Raw genomic sequence first — 19,501 nt, 5'->3', positions numbered from 1 at the left:
CGGAACCGAACGGTTCCTACCGGCGACGGCGGGCCGTGCCGAAGAGGGAGCGGGAGATCTCCCGGCCGAGTTGGGTGCCGATCGAGCGGGCCAGCGAGCGGAAGAGGCCACTGCCCACCACCTGTTCGGCCAGTGAGGGGTCCGGCTTCGCGGCTCCGCGCGCGCCCCGAGCCGCCGCCTGCTCGGCCGCCTTGGCCTGCTTCTCGGCCTCCGCCTCGGCCGCTGCCGCCTCCGCCGCCGCTTCGGCCGCCGCCTGCTCGGCGCTGATCTTCTCGTACGCCGACTCGCGGTCGATCGGCTCCGCGTAACGCGCGTACAGGGGCGAGGACTTCACCGCCCGGTCCAGGGCCGTCGCCTCGATCGGGCCCATCAGCGACCGCGGGGCGCGCAGCCGGGTCGCGGCGACCGGGGTCGGAGCGCCGTTCTCGCTCAGGACGGTGATCACCGCCTCGCCGGTGCCGAGGCCGGTGAGCAGTTCCTCCAGGTCGTAGGCGGAGTTGGGAAAGGTCTTCACGGTCGCCTTCAGCGCCTTGTCGTCGTCCGGGGTGAAGGCGCGCAGCGCGTGCTGGACGCGGTTGCCGAGCTGGGCGAGGACGTCGCCGGGCACGTCCTTGGGCGTCTGCGTCACGAAGAACACGCCGACGCCCTTGGAACGGATCAGTCGCACGGTCTGGGTGATCGACTCCAGGAAGGCCTTCGAGGCGCCGTTGAACAGCAGGTGCGCCTCGTCGAAGAAGAAGACCAACTTCGGCCGCTCCAGGTCGCCGACCTCCGGCAGGTCGCCGTACAGGTCGGCGAGCAGCCACATGAGGAAGGTGGAGAACAACCGCGGTTTGTCCTGCACCGCCGGGAGTTCCAGTACGGAGACGGTCCCCCGGCCGTCGGCGGCCGTACTCAGGAACTCGCTCGTGTCGAACTCGGGCTCGCCGAAGAACTCGGAGGCGCCCTGCCGCTCGAAGGCGGTCAGCGCGCGCAGGATCACCCCGGCGGTGGCGGTGGACAGGCCGCCGATGCCCTTGAGTTCGGCCTTGCCCTCGTCGGAGACGAGGAAGGCGACGACCGCCCGCAGGTCCTTGAGGTCGATCAGGTCCAGGCCCTTGGAGTCGGCGTAGTGGAAGATCAGGCCGAGCGACTGCTCCTGGGTCTGGTTGAGCTGGAGCACCTTGGACATCAGGACGGGGCCGAACGCGGTCACGGTGGCCCGGACCGGGATGCCGGTGCCGATGCCGCCGAGCGCGTAGAACTCGGTCGGGCAGCCGGTGGGCTGCCAGTCCTGGGCGACGTCGGCGGCCCGCTCGCGGACCTTCTCGTTCTCGGCGCCCGGAGCGCTGATGCCGGAGACGTCGCCCTTGATGTCGGCGAGGAAGACGGGGACGCCGTGCGCGGAGAGCTGTTCGGCGATGAGCTGGAGGGTCTTCGTCTTGCCGGTGCCGGTCGCGCCGGCGACCAGGCCGTGCCGGTTGAGCATCGACAGCGGGATGCGGATCTGGCGGTCGGGCAGGACGTGCCCGTCCCACAGGAGGGCGCCGAGGTCGAGGGCGGGGCCGGTGAAGGCGTAACCGGCGGCGATGCGGGCGGCCGGGCCTACCGGAACGGAAGGGTCCGCGTGCTGGCTCATGCATCACTCCCGAACTCCCGGACCGCCGTCTCCGGCTCCCGTAGTCACCCATTCACACCCTCTGCCACTTTTGCACCGTCGGCGCGAGGCTGCGCCCGGAGGCACGGGCCCGGTAGGCTTTCCGTGTGATCTTCAAGCGCATCGGAAGCGGGCGGCCGTACCCCGACCACGGCAGGGAAACCACCCGGCAGTGGGCGGACGTAGCCCCGCGCCCGGTCCGGCTCGACCAGCTCGTGACGACCAAGGGGCAGCTGGACCTCGAAACCCTCCTCGCCGAGGACTCGACCTTCTACGGCGACCTCTTCGCGCACGTCGTGAAGTGGCGGGGCGACCTCTACCTGGAGGACGGGCTCCACCGCGCCGTGCGCGCCGCCCTGCAACAGCGCCAGGTGCTGCACGCGCGCGTCCTGGAAATGGACTGATTGCGCCTTTCGGGTCTCTCTTACCCGATCAACAGATCATTTCGTAGGCATCGTTCCGGTACCGCACTACGCTGCGCCCATGAGCATGCTCACTCCCCCCGGCATGGGCGGAAAGTACCGCGTCACGGGAGCTGCCTACCCCCGCATGAGCCGTCCCCGGCGCCGCCGGAAGGTGGTCTTCGCCCTGCTCGGATCGGTCCTCGCGCTGGCTCTGCTCGGCTACGGAGCAGTGCAGCTCATCGACGTGTTCCGAGGCGGCGGCGACAAGCGGAACGCGGCGGCCGGCAAACCCTGCCCGAGCGCTTCCCCCGGCTCCGGCAAGAAGGCCGGGGCCGCCAAGCCCGCCTCCGCCCCGAACGCCGACGCGACCCCCTCCGCCTCCCCCGCCGCCGCGCTGCCCCAGCCCGGCCAGATCACGGTCAACGTCTACAACGCCACCCCGCGCGCGGGCCTCGCCAAGGCCGTCGGCGACGAACTGCGCAAGCGCGGCTTCGTCGTCGGTCACGTCGGCAACGCCCCCGCCGGTTTCGACAAGAAGGTCCCCGGGTCCGGGATACTGCTCGGCTCCCCGACGACCGACAAGGCCGCCTACTCCGTCCTCGCGACGCAGCTCGACGGGCTCACCCAGCAGACCGACACGCGCGAGGGCGCGGACATCGACCTGATCCTGGGCGACTCCTTCAAGGAACTGAAGCCGAAGGCGGACGCGGACAAGGCGCTGACCATCCTGGCCAACCCCGTGCCCACGCCCGCCTCCACGTGCTGAACCCGCGGGTCCGGGGCTATTCGGCCGAGCCGTACATGCGGTCGCCCGCGTCGCCCAGGCCCGGCACGATGTAGCCGTGCTCGTTGAGCCGCTCGTCCACGGCGGCCGTCACCACCGTCACCGGCGTGCCCGCCAGCTCGCGCTCCATGATCTCGACGCCCTCGGGGGCGGCCAGCAGCACCACGGCGGTCACGTCGTCGGCGCCGCGCTTGATGAGCTCCTGGATCGCGGCGACCAGCGTGCCGCCGGTGGCCAGCATCGGGTCGACGACGTAGACCTGGCGGCCGGAGAGGTCCTCGGGCATGCGCGTCGCGTAGGTGGAGGCCTCCAGGGTCTCCTCGTTGCGGACCATGCCGAGGAAGCCCACCTCGGCGGTCGGCAGCAGGCGGACCATGCCGTCCAGCATGCCGAGGCCGGCGCGCAGGATCGGCACGACCAGCGGACGCGGGTGCGACAGCTTGACGCCGGTGGTCGGGCCGACCGGGGTCTCGATGTGGGACGCCTCGGTGCGGACGTCGCGGGTGGCCTCGTAGGCCAGGAGGGTCACCAGCTCGTCGGCGAGGCGACGGAAGGTGGGGGAGTCGGTGCGCTTGTCGCGCAGGGTGGTGAGTTTGTGCGCCACCAAGGGGTGATCGACGACCTGCAAACGCACAACATCCTCCAAGACAAGACTCAGCCGGGTTTCGACCTGTGACCTGTGACCCTGCTACCTGCGAAAACACGGCCGCACGTCGCGACCCGCAGCAAAAGGCTACGCGCTGGGACGACCCCGACGCGTCCCCGCCGCGTCCCCGCCGCTTGCCCACCGCGTCCCCCACCACGCCGCCGGCCGGTGCGCACGCCGTCCAGGGCCGTTCGAGATGCGGTCGGCTCCCGTTCGCACCACCCTTGACTGGTGAGCGACGGACTGGTGGGCGACCGACTGGTGATCGCGGCCGTGGACGGATCCGAGCACAGCCTGCGGGCCCTGGAGTGGGCCCGTACGGCGGCCCTGCGCCACGACGCGGCCCTGATGGTGGCCCACGTCCTGCCCGACGTCTCCCAGCTGTACGCCGGACGCCGCGCCGCCCTGCACGACCGGAACGAGCCGGAGCGTTACGCCGACCCGGTGGGCGACCACGTGCGCTCCGTCCTCGACGCCGCGCCCGAGCTGCCCCGCGAGGTGCGCTACGAGGCCCTGGAGGGCTCGGTGCCCGAGGCGCTGCGGGCGGTGGGCGGCGAATGCGCGCCGCTGATGCTGGTGATGGGGTCCCGGGGGCGCGGCGGGTTCGCCGCCCTGCTGCTCGGGTCCAGCAGCCGGGCCGTCGCCACCACCGCGGCCTGCCCGGTGGTGGTGGTCCCCCACGCCGACCGTGACGCCGAGGACGCCGCCGCCGAGCCCTCCGCCGGGCGGGTGGTGCTCGGGCTGCACGCCTCCGAGACCGCCGACGACGTACTGGCCTTCGCGTTCGCGGAAGCCGCCGCGCGGGGGACCACCGTCCAGGTGGTCTCGGCGTACGCGATCCCGCCCGGCCCGACACTGATCATCGACAGCCCCTTCGCGGTGATCCCGCCCGAGGCCCTCGCCGACGAGACCGACGCGGTACCGGCCGAACGGGAGATGCTGCGGGCCCAGACGGCGCGCCTCGCCCCGCTGCGGGAGCGGTATCCGGACGTTCCCGTGGAGCAGGCGGCCGTGCCCGGGGACGCGGCGGGGCGGCTGGTGACGGCGTCGCGGTCCGCCGCGCTGGTGGTGGTCGGCCGCCACCATCCGCGCCGCCGGGGGCCGCTCATGGGCTCGGTGGCCCACGCCGTCCTCCACCACGCGCACGGCCCGGTGGCCGTCGTACCGCACCTGCCCACCGGGGCCGAGTGGTCCACCGATGACTTCTGAGCGCGAGCCCGGCCTGACCTGGGTCGATTCGCGCCGGGGTGGCATCAATCGGGCCGACCGGGGGAAGGTGGGGGCGAGGGGGGTCTGCTTCGCGCCGGCGGAGGAGGACGACCGGACCAGCCTGGGTGGTGGCCGATGCCCGAAACGCAGCAGAGCGGTACGACGACTACGGACGGGAGAGATCCGGACGCGTCACCGGAGACGGTGGCGCAGCGCAGGGCACGACGCGCCCAGTTCCTGCGCGATCTGAACGAGGCCCGTGAGCTGCGTGACCGGGTGCAGCCCCGGCGCGCCCGAGCGGCGCGCATGCGCCAGCAGATGCGGATGCGTACCTTCCGCTGGTGACCGGCGCCGCGACACGGCCGCCGCGCGGAAGACCTCTCGCAAAGCCGCCGTTTCTGCCACGATGCCGATTGGGCGGGGCACACGTCGGTGAGCGTCACGGCCGTCGCGCCCCAACCTCCGGCCGGGGGGACCTCCAACCGGCACGCCTATGACCAGTGGGAGAGTCACGGTGTACTTCGCCGCACTGCTCGCGCGCACCGAAGACGGGTGGGAAGCGAGCGACCTGGAACTCGACGCCGTCGAGTCCCTCAGTGATCTGATCGATCTCGCCCGATCCGCCGCTGTCGACGACGACACGGTGGTCGCCCTCATCGAGCAGGAGGACGCCTGGTTCGGCGTCATCCGCGTGGACGGCGAGGAGGACCCCCGGTACTTCGTATCGAACGCCTCCACCGCCGACCGCAGCTCCTACGGCTCGATGCTGACCAAAGAGCTGCTGGGCAGCGATGAGGAGGACGACGATCTCGACGAACTGGACCTGGACGGCACCGAGGACGGCGAGGACGCACCCCTCGCCGCGTTCACGGAGGAGGAGGACGACGAGGACGACACGTCCCGACCGGGCAGCGAACCGGTCCCGGCCGGCCCGCTCGGCGACCCCAGGCTGCTCGACGACCTGGGCGTCGGCCACAAGGAACTGATGTCCCTCGACGGAGACGCCCTCACGGAGATCGCCGACGCGCTCGGCGCCACCGAGGTACTGGAGGCCGTCCGCTAGTGACCGCCGCGCACGACATCACGTACGACCACCCGGATCCCGTACGGGATCCCTGGCTCGACTCCATGCGCCTGGCGCTGGAGCAGGCCGCCCTGGCGGTACCGGCCGGCGACGTGCCGGTCGGTGCCGTCGTGCTCGGCCCCGACGGGGACCTCCTCTCCGTCGGGCACAACGAGCGGGAGGCCACCGGCGACCCCACGGCGCACGCCGAGGTACTGGCGCTGCGCCGGGCGGCCGTCCGGCTCGGGGAGTGGAGGCTGACCGGGTGCACGCTGGTGGTGACCCTGGAGCCGTGCGTGATGTGCGCGGGCGCGCTCGTGCAGTCCCGGGTGGCCCGGGTGGTCTACGGCGCGGGGGACGAGAAGGCGGGCGCGGCGGGGTCTCTGTGGGACCTCGTACGGGACCGCCGGCTCAACCACCGGCCGGAGGTCATCCGCGGGGTGCTGGAGGACGAGTGCGCGCGCCGGCTGACGGAGTTCTTCCGGAAGCGGTGAAAAGGGCGCGAGCGGGGGCATGCGGGCAGGGGGCCGGCGGGTCCGCGGACCGCGGATTTGCAAAGCACTCCCCGCCGTAGGCTAGGATCTCTCTCGGTAGTGTGTCCGAGTGGCCGAAGGAGCTCGCCTCGAAAGCGAGTATGGGGCAACCCATCGGGGGTTCAAATCCCTCCACTACCGCTCTTGATCGAGAGCCCCGGTTCGTACGAACCGGGGCTCTCGTCTTCGTCCGCCGTGACCGGCCCGCCCGTTCGGCCGTTGTCCAGGCATGACCAAGACCCAGCGCATCCTCGCCGCCTTCGCCCTCGCGGGGGCCGCCGCGGGCCTCGCCGCACCTGCCGCCTCCGCCGCGCCCCTCGCCCCGCTCACCCTCCCGGACCTGCCCACGCCGACGGCGGACATGCCGGCGGGCGCGCAGCCCCGTTCGGTCCAGGAGATCGGCGCGAAGGTCAGCGAGGGGGCCAACCAGCTCAACCAGGTGATGACCCTGCCGGACCAACTCGCCCCCGTGATCGCGCCCGTCCAGCCGCTCGTGGACCTGGCCGGGGCCATCCAGTAGTCAGGCCTCTGCAGGCAGCGAGGCCTGCGGACCGCACGCGAAGAAGGCCCCGACCGGAGTCGGGACCTTCGACGTGGGGACGGGGGAAGTGGCGTCGGGGGGACGAGCCACTTCCCCCGATGGGAACGAACCTGCCAGTCCGGGCCGCAGTCAGGGGGAAGCTCGCGGCTCGGACCCCGCAGTGAGGTCCTGTCCCTCACCCACCGATTTCCTGCCAGAACCGGTGGGCTCGTCTTCCATCCTGCGCCTCCCTCGATCGGACACCCACCGGCAAAGGACCCGGACCAACGGGTCGTTGGTCCTTAAAGGTCAGGTGAGTGTCCAAAGTTGACCGGTTAGACTCACCCGACTTCGCAGTACCGGTTGGGGAGGCCGACACCGCTCATGGACACCAAAAAGCTCATCACGGGCGTCCTCACCGTGTTCGTCCTCTTCGTGATCATCACCCAGCCCAAGCGGGCGGCCGAGATGGTGGGAATAGGCTTCCAGGGCATATCGGATGCCGCCTCGGGCATCGGCGAGTTCATCACCGAACTGGTGAGCTGAACCCTTACGCTGGAGCGCTTCCAGGCTTCCCAGCCCCCCACTCCGACGGGTGGGGGGTCTTTCGCGTTCCCCGTGGGGAAATCGACCGCCACGCCGAATGCCCCATATGCCCAACTTGCCTTCAACACGGCGATATACGGTGCTTGCACACAGTCCACATCTCTTGTGATGCTATGACCGCTTTTGACGGATGAGTTGAACGAAGGGGTGGCGTGACCGTGCCGGCCAGTACTGCGCCTCAGGTGCCTCCCCAGCAAGAGCTCCGCAACCACCAGGAGCAGGCGCGCACGCAGGCGCGCAATACGGCGGCGCGCACGGGGGCGCGTACGGACGGGCACGAGGAGGCACGCGCGGAGCCCGGACAGGACCCGGCGGAGCCTGCGGACGGGGCGGATCCGGCGGACCCGGCGGATCCGGCGGAGCCACAGGAGGAGGCCCCCGCCCCGAGACCGTCGAGCCGGGGAGCCGACACCCGGGCCCTGACCCAGGTGCTCTTCGGGGAGCTGAAGGGCCTGGAGCCGGGCACCAGCGAGCACAACCGGGTGCGCGGGGCCCTCATCGAGGCCAACCTCCCGCTGGTGCGCTACGCGGCCGCCCGCTTCCGCAGCCGCAACGAGCCGATGGAGGACGTCGTCCAGGTCGGCACCATCGGCCTGATCAACGCCATCGACCGCTTCGATCCCGAACGCGGCGTACAGTTCCCGACCTTCGCCATGCCGACCGTCGTGGGCGAGATCAAACGGTACTTTCGCGACAACGTCCGCACCGTCCACGTCCCGCGCCGGCTCCACGAGCTGTGGGTGCAGGTCAACGCCGCCACCGAGGACCTCACCACCCTCCACGGCCGCACCCCGACCACCGCCGAGATCGCCGAACGGCTGCGCATCAGCGAGGACGAGGTGCTCTCCTGCATCGAGGCCGGCCGCAGCTACCACGCGACCTCGCTCGAAGCCGCCCAGGAGGGCGACGGCATGCCCGGCCTGCTCGACCGGCTCGGCTACGAGGACCCCGAGCTGGCCGGGGTCGAGCACCGTGACCTCGTACGCCACCTGCTGGTCCAGCTCCCCGAGCGCGAGCAGCGGATCCTTCTCCTGCGGTACTACAACAATCTGACGCAGTCGCAGATCAGCGCCGAGCTGGGCGTCTCCCAGATGCACGTCTCGCGGCTGCTGGCGCGCAGTTTCGCCCGTCTGAGATCCGCAAACAGGATCGAGGCCTAACCGGATCGGGTGGAGGGTTTTCAGCGTTTCCCTACAGAACCGGCTCATTCCGCTCGGCCGGCGCACTGTCGCTGGAGATACTTGTCGACATGACGCTACAGCGTGTTGCCGACATGTGACATTCTGCTGGAACCGCGTTTGCCGCAGCTCCGCCTCCGGTATTCAGGTGGAGGCTGCGTTCCTCCGACGGGCGCGCCCATACGCGACCGTCCGCGACCTCAAGGGGGTGGCATGTCCGTAGACCAGGGCAGCTCCAAGGTGCTCACGCTCGTCAAGCGCGATGAGCCCGCCGTGTCCGACCGCTCGGAAGCCATCGACACCCGCACCCTCTCCCGCTCGCTCTTCCAGCGACTCGCCACCCTGGACGCGGACAGTCCCGAACGGGCGTACGTACGCGACACCCTGATCGAGCTGAACCTGCCCCTCGTGCGGTACGCGGCGGCCCGCTTCCGCAGCCGCAACGAGCCGATGGAGGACATCGTCCAGGTCGGCACCATCGGTCTGATCAAGGCGATCGACCGGTTCGACTGCGAACGCGGAGTGGAGTTCCCGACGTTCGCGATGCCGACCGTCGTGGGCGAGATCAAACGATTCTTTCGAGACACTTCCTGGTCCGTCCGCGTCCCGCGCCGGCTCCAGGAGCTGCGCCTCGCGCTGACCAAGGCGAGCGACGAGCTGGCCCAGAAGCTGGACCGCTCGCCGACGGTGCCGGAGCTCGCGGCCGTGCTCGGGGTCTCCGAGGAGGAGGTGGTCGACGGGCTCGCCGTCGGCAACGCGTACACCGCCTCGTCCCTGGACTCGCCCTCCCCGGAGGACGAGGGCGGCGAGGGCTCCCTCGCCGACCGGCTCGGGTACGAGGACACCGCGCTCGAAGGCGTCGAGTACCGGGAGTCCCTGAAGCCGCTGCTGGCCAAACTCCCGCCCCGGGAGCGGCAGATCATCATGCTGCGCTTCTTCGCGAACATGACCCAGTCGCAGATCGGCGAGGAGGTCGGCATCTCCCAGATGCACGTCTCCCGCCTGCTCACCCGCACGCTGGCCCAGCTCCGCGCGGGGCTCATCGGGGAGTAGGGACCCGTCGCGGGCGGGTGTCGTGCGTGGGGTTCCGATTTGACGTGGCGTCAGGAAAACTGGCGCGATGCGAACGGGATCCCGTACGGCGCCGATCCTCGCCGTCGCCGTGTGCTGCGCGGCCGCAGCCGGCCTGACCGGCTGCGGCGGCCCGGCCCGGGACGGCTACGCCGCCGTGGGCGCGGCGGCCCCGGGCCCGAGCGGGGCGCGGGGACAACGTGGCGCCCCGGGGCGGCGTGGAGTTCCAGCCCCTGCCGGCCGCCTCCGCGACCTCGGCCTCGGCCTCCTCCGCCGCCTCTACGTCGCCCGGCGCGCCGGGGTCCCCGTACCGGGGCTCCGCCGGGGCGGAGCGACCGCCACCGCCCCGGTGGGCTCCGTAGCGCCGCCCGGCACCCCGCCGGACCCGGCGGGACCACCACCGCAGCCCGGCGCCGGGGCGCGGGTGGCCCGGGGCCCCGTCCACCCCGTCGGGCGGCACGAGGCCGCCCGGAACGAAGCCGCCCGGAACGGAGCCGCCGGGAACGAAGCCGCCGGGCACCACCACGCCCGCGCCGCCCGCGACGCCCGCCGCCCGGCGCGGCTCACGGTCGGGGCGCCGGTGCGCGCGGCGGCGTCGGAGCGCCGGTGCGAGCTGGTCACGGTGAGCTTCGCCAACACCGGTGGCGCGGCCGTCCGTTCGGGGACCGTCTCCTTCGCGACGCACATCATCGGCGCGCTCGGCATCGACTGGGCCACCATCACGACGACCCAACCGCTCCCGACGCCGATCGCGGGCGGCACGTCGAAGACCCAGACCTACACGGTGTGCGTGGAGGCCTGGCGGGTCCCGCTGGGGATGCGAGTGGAGACCCGTAACGTCACGGCCACCTGGAGCTGACCGGCGTCGCCACCATGTCCGATTGATCCCAGACCTGTGCGATTTTCCGATTCCTTTACCGCCCTATCCCCCGGATTCGTTTGCCTGTAGCAACCATCCGCTTCTACGGTTGCCCTAAGCAACGAGATGAGGGTGGTGAGCCGGTGACCACACGGACGGCACAGGGCACCCGCTACGAGGAGCTGGCACGACAACTCACCGGCGTGGGGGCGGTCAAACGGGACCTCGCCCGCACCCTGCCCGCCGACTGCCCACCCGGCGCCGCCGCCGTCCTGACCGTGCTCGACCGGCACGGCCCGATGCGACTCAGCCGGCTGTCCGAGCTGATGGCCGTCGACATCTCGGTGTCCAGCAGACACGTCACCCACGTGGCGGAGCGCGGCTGGATCGACCGGGAGACCGACCCCGGCGACGGACGCTGCCGCATCCTGCGCCTGACCGTCGCGGGCCACGCCGTGCTCGCCGAGATCGGCGCGCGGTACACGGACGCGCTGGAGCGGGCGCTCGCCGACTGGTCGGCACAGGACATCGACGCCCTCAACACCCTGCTGGCCCGACTCCGATCGAGCTTCTGAACATCCAACTCGCCAGACCTCCAGACCGAAGGAAACACATGGCTACGACCACACCCGGTGGTGTGCGGGGAGGCGGCCTGTCGGAAACCACGTCCGACGGCGCACCCATGACCCATCCCCAGATCATGAAGGCGCTGTCCGGGCTCATGCTCGGCATGTTCGTGGCGATCCTGTCCTCCACGATCGTCTCCAACGCCCTGCCGCAGATCATCGGCGACCTGGGCGGCACCCAGTCCTCCTACACCTGGGTCGTCACCGCCGCCCTGCTGTCGATGACGGCCGCCACCCCCCTGTGGGGCAAGCTGTCCGACCTCTTCAGCAAGAAGCTGCTCGTCCAGATATCCCTGGTGATCTACGTCCTCGGATCCGTCGTCGCCGGCCTGTCCCAGAACACGGGCACGCTCATCGCCTGCCGTGTCGTCCAGGGCATCGGCGTGGGAGGTCTCTCCGCGCTCGCCCAGATCGTGATGGCCGCGATGATCTCCCCGCGCGAGCGCGGCCGCTACAGCGGCTACCTCGGCGCGGTGTTCGCCGTCGCCACCGTCGGCGGCCCGCTGCTCGGCGGCGTCATCACCGACACCGACTGGCTCGGCTGGCGCTGGTGCTTCTACGTCGGCGTCCCCTTCGCGATCATCGCGCTGATCGTCCTCCAGCGGACCCTGCACCTGCCGGTCGTCCGCCGCGACGTCAAGGTCGACTGGCTCGGGGCCTTCCTCATCAGCGGCGCGGTGTCGCTGCTGCTGATCTGGGTCACCCAGGCCGGCGACTCGTACGACTGGATCTCCTGGACCACCCTGGCGATGACCGGCGGCGCGGTCGTCCTCGGCCTGCTCTTCCTGCTCGTCGAGTCCCGCGCGAGCGACCCGATCATTCCGCTGCGCCTCTTCCGCAACAAGACCATCAGCCTGGCGTCGGCGGCATCGCTGTTCGTCGGCATCGCGATGTTCTCCGGCACCGTCTTCTTCAGCCAGTACTTCCAGCTGGCCCGGGGCGAATCGCCCACCATGTCGGGCGTCCTGACCATCCCCATGATCGGCGGCCTCTTCGTCTCCTCGACGGTCTCCGGCCAGATCATCACCAAGACCGGCAAGTGGAAGGCCTGGCTGGTCTCCGGCGGCGTGCTGCTGACCGCCGGCCTCGGCCTGCTGGGCACCCTGCGCTACGACACGGCGTACTGGCACATCGCCTGCTTCATGGCGCTGACCGGCCTCGGCCTCGGCATGATGATGCAGAACCTGGTCCTCGCCACGCAGAACCAGGTCGCCCCCGAAGACCTCGGCGCCGCCAGCTCCGTCGTCACCTTCTTCCGGTCCCTCGGCGGCGCCGTGGGCGTCTCCGCGCTCGGCGCCGTCATGGCCAACCGGGTCACCCACTACGTCCAGGACGGCCTGGCCGCGCTCGGGCCGAAGGCAGCCGCCGCCACGGGCCACGGAGGTACCGCCGGGGGCGGGATCCCCGACCTCGACAAGCTGCCCGCGCCGATCCGCACCGTGATCGAGTCCGCGTACGGGCACGGCGTCGGCGACGTCTTCCTCTACGCCGCCCCCTTCGCGCTGCTCTCCCTGGTGCTGGTGGTGTTCATCAAGGAGGTCGCGCTGAAGTCGAAGCCGTCGGCCCACGCCCCGACGGCGGAGGGCGCGACGGAGGCCGAGGACGCGACGGAGGCCGAGGGCGCGACGCGGACGCCGGCGGGCACGTCGGTCAAGGCCTGACGTCGGTCAAGGCCTGACGCGGGCGCCGCTCCCGTCCTGCCGAGGTCGCGGCGCAGAGGCCTCGATGCCCGCGATCAGGACGTCCAGCGCGGCGCCGAAGTCCCGCTCCGGCTCCCGCCGGACCGCGCCCCCGCAACCGCGCAGGAACTGCGAGACGGCCAGGTGGGCGCCGGCGCGACCGGCGTCCGCCAGGCCGGCGGCGTCCAACAGCCGGTGCAGGGCGGCGTCGAAGGCCCGCGCGTGCGGGCCGATGTTCGGGTAGGCCACGCTCAGCGGGGCCACCCACGGGTGTTCGGCCAGCAGCCGCCGGTAGCCGCAGGCCAGCGCCCGTAGGCGGACCTGCCAGGACTCCTCCGGGGGCGGGCCGGCCGCCGGCCGTTGCCGTCCCAGCGCGCTGTCCAGGGCGAGTTCCAGCAGATCGTGCTTGGTGTCGACGTACCAGTACAGGGACATCGCGGTGACGCCCAACTCGGCCGCCAACCGGCGCATCGAGAAGCGGGCCAACCCCTGCGTGTCGAGCAACCGCACGCTGGCGGCGGTGATCCGGTCCCGGTCCAGGCCCGAGGGCGCCTCGCTGCGCCGCCTGGCCGGGGTGACGGGCCCGGCGGCCAGCCACACACTGGTCCTCGCCTCGCCCGGATCGGCCTCGGTCACCATGGAGGCACCCTCCTCACCACAAGGGGATCAGCCCGGAATGCCCGGTCCGCCCTCTTGATGCTAGGGGGTGAGGCCCGCGTCGGGGCCGGATCACCGCTTCAGGGCTTGCCCACGCCCTGACCCTGCGGGGCCATGCCGTGCCCCTGCCGTGCCCCCGTCAGGAAGCGCCGGTGGTGGGGGTGGTGAGGTCGTAGAAGATGGCTCCGCCGATGGTGCTCGCCCGGAAATTCGCCTTCACCCAACCGTCGATGGCACTGCCCGCGGCCCCTCCCGGACCACCGCCCCGCGCCCCGCCCTGGGTGCCGGAGCCGATGAACCAGTGGATCCGGCCGGCCTTCACGTACGCCTGGAACCGCTCCAGGGTCGGGGAGGGGTCGCTGCCGTTGAATCCGCCGATCGCCATCACCGGCTCGCCGGAGGCCAGCTGGTAACTCGCCGCGTTCTGGGAGCCGATGGTGGCCGCCGCCCAGGTGTGGCGGGAGGCGCCCTCGCGCAGCGCCGCCTTCGCCTCGTCGCCGACGCGGGTACCGCCCAGCAGCCCGCCGGGACCGCCGGGGCGGGCCGCCCCCCGCGCACCGTCGGAGCCGCCCGGGAAGGCGCCCTGACCGCCCGGCACGCCTTGCGGCACGCCCTGCGGCGGGGTCTCGCCGCCCGGACCGAAGCGCATCGCCGCGCCCCGGGGCCGCCCGCACCGCCCGGCCCGCCCCGACCGCCCGCCACCGCCGGACCGGCGGTCACGATGGAGCCCGTGTGCCCGGTGCTCACCGTGGTCAGGCAGTACGCGAACGGCCCGGCCAGCGCCGCGCCCAGCCCGACCGCCGCCACGACGGGCAGCGCCCGACGCCGCAGCCGCGCGGCGAACGGCAGCGCGGCCGCCGCGGCCAGCCCCGCCACCAGCACCGTCCAGCGCAGCCACGGCAGGTAGCCCGTCGAGCGGCCGAGCAGGACGAAGGCCCAGCCGGCGGTCAGCGCGAGCGTCGCGGACAGGGCCGGCGCGGCGAGCCGTCCCCCGCGCTCCTCCCACAGCACGGCGACGCCCATGCCCACCAGCGCGGCCACGAAGGGCGCCAACGCGACCGTGTAGTACTCGTGGAAGATGCCCTGCATCCAGCTGAAGACGGCGGCCGTGATCAGCAGGCTCCCGCCCCAGGCGAGGAAGGCCGCACGGGCCATGCTCTCCAGGGAGTCGGTGGCCCGACGGGCCCGCCAGGTGATCACCAGACCGGCCACGAGCAACACCAGCGCCGCCGGGAGCAGCCAGGAGATCTGGCCGCCGATGTTCGCCGAGAAGAGCCGGTCGACGCCGGTCTCCCCCCATCCCCCGCCGCCGGGGCCGCCGCCCCGACCGCCCCCGCCACCGACGCTGCCCGTCTCGTTGCCGTTGATCCGTCCGAGGCCGTTGTAGCCGAGGGTCAGCTCCAGGAAGGAGTTGTTCTGCGAGCCGCCGATGTACGGGCGGGACCCGGCGGGCCACAGCTCCACGACGGCGACCCACCAGCCCCCGGCCACCACCATCGCGAGCCCCGCGAGCAGCAGCTGCCCGAGGCGGCGCAGCGGCCGCGTCGGCGCGCAGACGGCGTAGAGGAGGGCGAGCGGCGGGAGGATGACGAACGCCTGGAGGGTCTTGGTCAGGAAGCCGAGCCCGACCGCCACCCCGGCCCAGACCAGCCACCGGGTCTGTGCGCCGTCGAGGGCGCGCAGGACGCAGTACACCGTGACCGTCAGCAGGAGGGTGAGCAGGGCGTCGGGGTTGTTGAAGCGGAACATCAGCGCGGCGACGGGCGTGAGCGCGAAGACGGTCCCACTCAGCAGGGCGGCTCCGGGGCCGAACTGGCGGCGTACGGAGGCGTACAGCACGGCGGTGGTGGCGACGCCCATCAGGGCCTGCGGGACGAGGATCTGCCAGGCACCGAGCCCGAAGAGCCGGACGGACAGGGCCATGGGCCACAGCGCGGCCGGGGGCTTGTCGACGGTGATGGAGTTCCCGGCGTCGGAGGAGCCGAAGAAGAACGCCTGCCAACTCTCGGAGCCGGCCTGGGCGGCGGCGGAGTAGAAGGAGTTGGCGTAGCCGGAGGCGTCGAGGTTCCACAGCAACAGGACCGCCGTGCCGAGCAGCAGGGCGGCGTACGCGAACCGCTCCCGGCGCGGGCGCCCGACCGCGTACCGGGTGGCGGCGAAACCGGGTGGCCGGGCACCGGAGGGGGGCGCGGGCTCGGTGGGCGGGAAGAGCGGCGGGGCGGCCGTGGTCACGGGCCCTCCTGAGGCGTCGGAGTCGGGTGGGTCGGGTGGGTTGAGTAGCTCGGGTGGTTCGGGTGGTTCGGGTGGCTCGGTTGGTTCGAGAGCGGGCGGGTGGCCTTCTCCGGGCGGGGCTCGGGGAAGATCCAGGCGCGGAAGAGCAGGAACCGCAGCACGGTCGCGGCGAGGTTCGCGGTGATCAGTACGGCCAGCTCCGTGCTGTGCGCGTGCCGTGCCCCGGCCGCCGCGAGGGCGGCGAGCGAACCGCTGGTCAGGGCCAGCCCGATGCCGAACACCACCAGCCCCTGCGCCTGGTGGCGTACGGCCGTGGCCCGGCCCCGTACGCCGAAGGTGAGCCGACGGTTGGCGGCGGTGTTGGCGACGGCGCACAGCAGCAGCGCGGTGGCGTTGGCCGTCTGCGGCCCGGTCAGCGCCCGCAGGGCGGAGTAGAGCGCCAGGTAGAGCAGGGTGCTGAGCAGCCCGACCACGCAGAAGCCGAGGAGTTGACGGGCGGGCCCGCGCGGTACCCCGGGCAGGGCGGTTTGGTCACGCGGGTCGTCGCCGAAGGGGCGGGCGAGTCGGTCGAGCGGTAGCGCGCCGACGGCCAGCGCCCGGCCCACCCGCCAGACGCCCTTGAGGTCCTCGGTGGCCGTCCGGACGAGGTGGACCGTGGAGTCGGGGTCGTCGACCCAGTCCACCGGCACCTCGTGGATCCGCAGCCCGGCCCGTTCGGCGAGCACCAGCAGCTCGGTGTCGAAGAACCAGCCGGAGTCCTCCACCAGGGGCAGCAGTCGCTCGGCGACCTCCCGCCGGATGGCCTTGAACCCGCACTGGGCGTCGCTGAACCGGGCGGCGAGCGAGGAGCGCAGCAGCAGGTTGTAGGCGCGGGAGACGAACTCCCGCTTCGCCCCGCGCACGACCCGCGAGGAACGGGCGAGCCGGGTGCCGATGGCGAGGTCGGAGTGACCGGAGATCAGCGGGGCGACCAGCGGCAGCAGCGCGTTGAGGTCGGTCGACAGGTCCACGTCCATGTACGCGAGGACGGGCGCCTCGGACGCGGACCAGACGGTGCGCAGCGCCCGCCCGCGGCCCTTCTGTTCCAGCCGCGTACTGCGCACCCCCGCGATGTCGGCGACGAGGCCGGCCGCGACCTGCGGGGTGCGGTCGGTGCTCGCGTTGTCGGCGATGGTGATGCGGAAGGGGTACGGGAAGGAGCGCGTGAGGTGCGCGTGCAGTCGGCGCACGCACGGGCCGAGGTCCTTCTCCTCGTTGAAGACCGGGATCACCACGTCGAGTACGAGCACCCCGGGCGGCGGCGCGAGCGGCGTCCGTGCGGGAAGAGCCCCGGGAGAGGCGTCGGTTGGCATGCACCGACCCTCGTGGGGCGCCCTGTCACCGGTGTGTGCTCAGGCTGTGCCCCGTCTGTGAGTGCGCGGGGCCGTCCGTGTCGGCCGCGAGGGGGAGTTCGACCTCGAAGGTGGTCCGGCCGCCCTCGCTCCGTACGCCGACCTCCCCGCCGTACGCCGCGACCACGGCCTGGACGATGGCGAGGCCGAGGCCGGTGGAGCCGGCGGCCCGGGAGCGGGAGGCGTCGCCCCGGGCGAAGCGCTCGAAGACGTGGGGCAGCAGGTCGGGCGGGATTCCGGGGCCGTCGTCCTCGATCCGGAGCCGGACGAGGGATGTTTCACGTGAAACACGGGCCGTGACGGTGGTGCCCGGCGGGGTGTGGGTGCGGGCGTTGGCGAGTAGGTTGACCAGCACCTGCTGGATCCGGGCCGCGTCGGCGCGTACGGGCGCGGGCTCGTCGGGGAGGTCGAGCCGCCAGTGGTGGGCGGGGCCGGCGGCGCGGGCGTCGCTGACGGCGTCCACGACGAGCGGGGCGAGGTCGGTGCCGGTGTCCCCGGTGTCGAGCGGGCGGCCCGCATCGAGGCGGGCCAACAGCAGCAGGTCCTCGACCAGGCCGGTCATCCGAGTGGCCTCGGACTCGATGCGGCCCAGCGCGTGGCGGGTGTCGGGCCCGATCTCCTCCCGTCCCCGGCGGGTGAGTTCGGCGTAGCCGCGGATGGAGGCCAAGGGGGTGCGCAGCTCGTGGCTTGCGTCGGCGACGAACTGGCGGACCCGCATCTCGCTGTGCTGGCGGGCAGTGAGCGCGGAGGAGACGTGGCCCAGCATCCGGTTGAGGGCGGCGCCGACCTGGCCGACCTCGGTGCGGGGGTCGGCTTCCGCGTCGGGTACCCGCTCGTGCAGGGCGGGTTCCCCGCTGTGCAGGGGGAGTTCGGAGACCCGGGTGGCGGTGACCGCGACCCGCCGCAAGGGGCGCAGGGCAACGCCGACCAAGGCCTGCCCGGCCAGGGAGGCGGCGATGAGACCGGCCAGGGTGACGGACACCTCGGCGGCGACCAGGGTCCCCACGGTGGAGTCGACCTCCCGCAGCGGGAGGCCGAGGACGAGGCTGCCGTCGGGGGCGGTGCGTACGCGGTAGGCGCCCAGGTCCGGCACGTCGAGGTTCACGGGGCCGGATCTGCCGTGCGCCGCGCTGCGGGCGGCCTGGAGGAAGGCCTGCGTCTGGGCTTCGGTGAGGGGTTTGACGTGGTCGAGGGAGGCTCCGCCGGCGTTGGTGCTGCGGGCGGTGCCGCGTACCTGGCCGAAGGGGTCGAGGCGGACGCCGGCGGTGTCGGGCGGGTTGCCGGGGGCCAGGACGTAGCCGTTGTTGTTCTCCCGGGCCGCCTTCCCCGCGCCGGGGCCCCGGGTGGCCATCTCCAGGGAGACGCGCAGTTGCTCGTCGAGCCGGTCGACCAGGTACGAGCGCAGGGCGAGGGTGGTGACGGTGCCGATGGCCGCCCCCACGACGGCGATCAGCACCACGGCCGAGACGACGAGCCGGGTCCGCAGCGACCAGGGCCGCCGACGGCGCGACGCCGGCCGGCGCGAGGCCGGTCGGGGCGAGGCCGGTCGGGGCGAGGCCCGACCCGCCGCTTTGGCCGCCGGTCGGCGTAGCTGGAACCCGCGCCGGGTCGGCGTCGTGGAGGAATCCGGTGCCACTACTCGGCCGGCTTGATCAGGTATCCGGCGCCGCGTCGGGTGTGGATCATCGGGGGCAGACCGGTACCCGACTCCAGCTTGCGGCGCAGGTAGGAGATGTAGAGCTCGACCACGTTGGCCTGTCCGCCGAAGTCGTAGGACCACACGCGGTCGAGGATCTGCGCCTTGCTGAGGACCCGGCGCGGGTTGCGCATGAGGTAGCGCAGCAGCTCGAACTCGGTGGCGGTGAGGCGGACCTCCTGACCGCCCCGGACCACCTCGTGGCTGTCCTCGTCGAGCAGCAGGTCCCCGACCGTGAGGACGGAGCCGCCGCGCAGGGCCTGCGCGGCGCCGGAGCGGCGGACCAGGCCGCGCAGCCGGGCCACGACCTCCTCCAGACTGAAGGGCTTGGTGACGTAGTCGTCCCCGCCGGCCGTGAGCCCCGCGATGCGGTCCTCGACCGAGTCCTTGGCGGTCAGGAACAGCACCGGGACCTGCGGGATCTCCCGGCGCAGCCGGCCGAGCACGGTCAGCCCGTCCATGTCGGGGAGCATGACGTCGAGGACCACCACGTCCGGCCGGAACTCGCGGGCCGCCCGGACGGCGCCCGCGCCGTCGCCGGCGCTGCGGACCTCGCAGCCCTCGTAGCGCAGGGCCATGGACAGCAGCTCGGAGAGCGAGGCCTCGTCGTCGACGACGAGGACCCGGCAGGGTCCCCCGTCGGGGCGCACGAGGGCGGTCGGGCTGCCGGTGGACGGGGACGCGTGGGAGGTGGTCGTCGCTGTCATGCCT

Annotated in this window: 19 protein-coding genes, 1 tRNA gene and 1 pseudogene; 14 read left to right on the top strand and 7 right to left on the bottom strand. The window is 72.5% G+C overall.

What is annotated here, in order from left to right; genetic code table 11:
• Window positions 1-16 precede the first annotated feature (16 nt).
• Window positions 17-1,618 (bottom strand): helicase HerA-like domain-containing protein, encoded by a 1,602-nt coding sequence (locus tag M4D82_RS17645; RefSeq protein ID WP_249766966.1) that lies wholly within the window; start codon window positions 1,616-1,618, stop codon window positions 17-19.
• A gap of 125 nt (window positions 1,619-1,743) precedes the next feature.
• Here M4D82_RS17645 and M4D82_RS17640 point away from each other — a divergent pair, with 125 nt between their 5' ends.
• The gene (locus M4D82_RS17640) at window positions 1,744-2,040 is read left to right on the top strand and encodes a type II toxin-antitoxin system VapB family antitoxin (protein ID WP_030010424.1); all 297 of its coding nucleotides are present in this window, start codon (window positions 1,744-1,746) and stop codon (window positions 2,038-2,040) included.
• Between the two features lie 79 nt (window positions 2,041-2,119).
• The gene (locus M4D82_RS17635) at window positions 2,120-2,806 is read left to right on the top strand and encodes a LytR C-terminal domain-containing protein (RefSeq protein ID WP_249766965.1); all 687 of its coding nucleotides are present in this window, start codon (window positions 2,120-2,122) and stop codon (window positions 2,804-2,806) included.
• Between the two features lie 16 nt (window positions 2,807-2,822).
• Here the strand turns inward: M4D82_RS17635 and upp are convergent, their stop codons facing one another.
• The gene (gene upp, locus M4D82_RS17630; protein WP_249766964.1) at window positions 2,823-3,458 is read right to left on the bottom strand and encodes a uracil phosphoribosyltransferase; all 636 of its coding nucleotides are present in this window, start codon (window positions 3,456-3,458) and stop codon (window positions 2,823-2,825) included.
• Between the two features lie 243 nt (window positions 3,459-3,701).
• Here upp and M4D82_RS17625 point away from each other — a divergent pair, with 243 nt between their 5' ends.
• From M4D82_RS17625 to M4D82_RS17570, 12 genes are all read left to right on the top strand, one after another.
• A complete protein-coding gene (locus M4D82_RS17625; RefSeq protein WP_249766963.1) occupies window positions 3,702-4,679 on the top strand; it encodes a universal stress protein in 978 nt (325 codons plus the stop codon).
• 135 nt (window positions 4,680-4,814) lie between these two features.
• Entirely contained in the window at window positions 4,815-5,024 is a 210-nt protein-coding gene (locus tag M4D82_RS17620; RefSeq protein WP_249766962.1) for a hypothetical protein, read from the top strand.
• A gap of 169 nt (window positions 5,025-5,193) precedes the next feature.
• The gene (locus M4D82_RS17615; protein WP_249766961.1) at window positions 5,194-5,742 is read left to right on the top strand and encodes a tRNA adenosine deaminase-associated protein; all 549 of its coding nucleotides are present in this window, start codon (window positions 5,194-5,196) and stop codon (window positions 5,740-5,742) included.
• Complete coding sequence (tadA, locus tag M4D82_RS17610; protein ID WP_249766960.1) at window positions 5,742-6,236, top strand: tRNA adenosine(34) deaminase TadA; 495 nt, start codon at window positions 5,742-5,744, stop codon at window positions 6,234-6,236. The genes M4D82_RS17615 and tadA overlap by 1 nt, the downstream gene beginning before the upstream one ends.
• Window positions 6,237-6,331: 95 nt before the next feature.
• Window positions 6,332-6,416, top strand: a tRNA-Ser gene (locus tag M4D82_RS17605).
• Window positions 6,417-6,504: 88 nt separating this feature from the next.
• Window positions 6,505-6,795 carry a hypothetical protein gene (locus M4D82_RS17600; RefSeq protein WP_249766959.1) on the top strand — a complete coding sequence of 97 codons (291 nt, stop codon included), beginning with the start codon at window positions 6,505-6,507 and terminating at the stop codon, window positions 6,793-6,795.
• Between the two features lie 384 nt (window positions 6,796-7,179).
• A complete protein-coding gene (locus M4D82_RS17595) occupies window positions 7,180-7,341 on the top strand; it encodes a hypothetical protein (RefSeq protein ID WP_249766958.1) in 162 nt (53 codons plus the stop codon).
• Window positions 7,342-7,583: 242 nt separating this feature from the next.
• A complete protein-coding gene (locus M4D82_RS17590) occupies window positions 7,584-8,561 on the top strand; it encodes an RNA polymerase sigma factor SigF (protein WP_249766957.1) in 978 nt (325 codons plus the stop codon).
• 231 nt (window positions 8,562-8,792) lie between these two features.
• The gene (locus M4D82_RS17585) at window positions 8,793-9,632 is read left to right on the top strand and encodes an RNA polymerase sigma factor SigF (RefSeq protein ID WP_249766956.1); all 840 of its coding nucleotides are present in this window, start codon (window positions 8,793-8,795) and stop codon (window positions 9,630-9,632) included.
• A 67-nt stretch (window positions 9,633-9,699) separates the two neighbouring features.
• Window positions 9,700-10,509, top strand: coding sequence for a hypothetical protein (locus M4D82_RS17580; protein WP_249766955.1), 810 nt, complete (start codon window positions 9,700-9,702; stop codon window positions 10,507-10,509).
• Window positions 10,510-10,652: 143 nt separating this feature from the next.
• Window positions 10,653-11,084, top strand: a complete 432-nt coding sequence (locus tag M4D82_RS17575) for a MarR family winged helix-turn-helix transcriptional regulator (protein ID WP_249766954.1) — start codon at window positions 10,653-10,655, stop codon at window positions 11,082-11,084.
• Window positions 11,085-11,191: 107 nt separating this feature from the next.
• The gene (locus M4D82_RS17570; RefSeq protein ID WP_502988952.1) at window positions 11,192-12,796 is read left to right on the top strand and encodes an MDR family MFS transporter; all 1,605 of its coding nucleotides are present in this window, start codon (window positions 11,192-11,194) and stop codon (window positions 12,794-12,796) included.
• A gap of 6 nt (window positions 12,797-12,802) precedes the next feature.
• Here the strand turns inward: M4D82_RS17570 and M4D82_RS17565 are convergent, their stop codons facing one another.
• The 5 genes and pseudogenes from M4D82_RS17565 to M4D82_RS17545 all read right to left on the bottom strand — a co-directional run bounded on the left by M4D82_RS17565 (window position 12,803) and on the right by M4D82_RS17545 (window position 19,497).
• The gene (locus tag M4D82_RS17565; protein ID WP_249766953.1) at window positions 12,803-13,453 is read right to left on the bottom strand and encodes a TetR/AcrR family transcriptional regulator; all 651 of its coding nucleotides are present in this window, start codon (window positions 13,451-13,453) and stop codon (window positions 12,803-12,805) included.
• Between the two features lie 157 nt (window positions 13,454-13,610).
• Window positions 13,611-15,703 (bottom strand): annotated as a pseudogene (locus M4D82_RS17560) (ArnT family glycosyltransferase).
• A complete protein-coding gene (locus tag M4D82_RS17555; RefSeq protein ID WP_249766952.1) occupies window positions 15,700-17,055 on the bottom strand; it encodes a bifunctional glycosyltransferase family 2/GtrA family protein in 1,356 nt (451 codons plus the stop codon). The pseudogene M4D82_RS17560 and the gene M4D82_RS17555 overlap by 4 nt, the downstream one beginning before the upstream one ends.
• Before the next feature lie 25 nt (window positions 17,056-17,080).
• Complete coding sequence (locus M4D82_RS17550) at window positions 17,081-18,754, bottom strand: sensor histidine kinase (RefSeq protein ID WP_502989074.1); 1,674 nt, start codon at window positions 18,752-18,754, stop codon at window positions 17,081-17,083.
• A complete protein-coding gene (locus M4D82_RS17545) occupies window positions 18,730-19,497 on the bottom strand; it encodes a response regulator transcription factor (protein ID WP_249766951.1) in 768 nt (255 codons plus the stop codon). The genes M4D82_RS17550 and M4D82_RS17545 overlap by 25 nt, the downstream gene beginning before the upstream one ends.
• Between the last annotated feature and the right edge of the window lie 4 nt (window positions 19,498-19,501).

Source organism: Streptomyces sp. RerS4 (assembly GCF_023515955.1).
GTDB lineage: Bacteria > Actinomycetota > Actinomycetes > Streptomycetales > Streptomycetaceae > Streptomyces.
Note: the sequence above shows the minus strand (reverse complement) of the source record. Positions and strands in the feature narration are given on the sequence as shown.

Bases quoted from the DNA above. Each gene is read 5' to 3' on its own strand.
- M4D82_RS17645 (WP_249766966.1), bottom strand. From the start codon at position 1,618: ATGAGCCAGCACGCGGACCCTTCCGTTCCGGTAGGCCCGGCCGCCCGC.
- M4D82_RS17635 (WP_249766965.1), top strand. From the start codon at position 2,120: ATGAGCATGCTCACTCCCCCCGGCATGGGCGGAAAGTACCGCGTCACG.
- M4D82_RS17620 (WP_249766962.1), top strand. From the start codon at position 4,815: ATGCCCGAAACGCAGCAGAGCGGTACGACGACTACGGACGGGAGAGAT.
- M4D82_RS17600 (WP_249766959.1), top strand. From the start codon at position 6,505: ATGACCAAGACCCAGCGCATCCTCGCCGCCTTCGCCCTCGCGGGGGCC.
- M4D82_RS17595 (WP_249766958.1), top strand. From the start codon at position 7,180: ATGGACACCAAAAAGCTCATCACGGGCGTCCTCACCGTGTTCGTCCTC.
- M4D82_RS17585 (WP_249766956.1), top strand. From the start codon at position 8,793: ATGTCCGTAGACCAGGGCAGCTCCAAGGTGCTCACGCTCGTCAAGCGC.
- M4D82_RS17580 (WP_249766955.1), top strand. From the start codon at position 9,700: ATGCGAACGGGATCCCGTACGGCGCCGATCCTCGCCGTCGCCGTGTGC.
- M4D82_RS17570 (WP_502988952.1), top strand. From the start codon at position 11,192: ATGACCCATCCCCAGATCATGAAGGCGCTGTCCGGGCTCATGCTCGGC.
- M4D82_RS17565 (WP_249766953.1), bottom strand. From the start codon at position 13,453: ATGGTGACCGAGGCCGATCCGGGCGAGGCGAGGACCAGTGTGTGGCTG.
- M4D82_RS17555 (WP_249766952.1), bottom strand. From the start codon at position 17,055: ATGCCAACCGACGCCTCTCCCGGGGCTCTTCCCGCACGGACGCCGCTC.
- M4D82_RS17545 (WP_249766951.1), bottom strand. From the start codon at position 19,497: ATGACAGCGACGACCACCTCCCACGCGTCCCCGTCCACCGGCAGCCCG.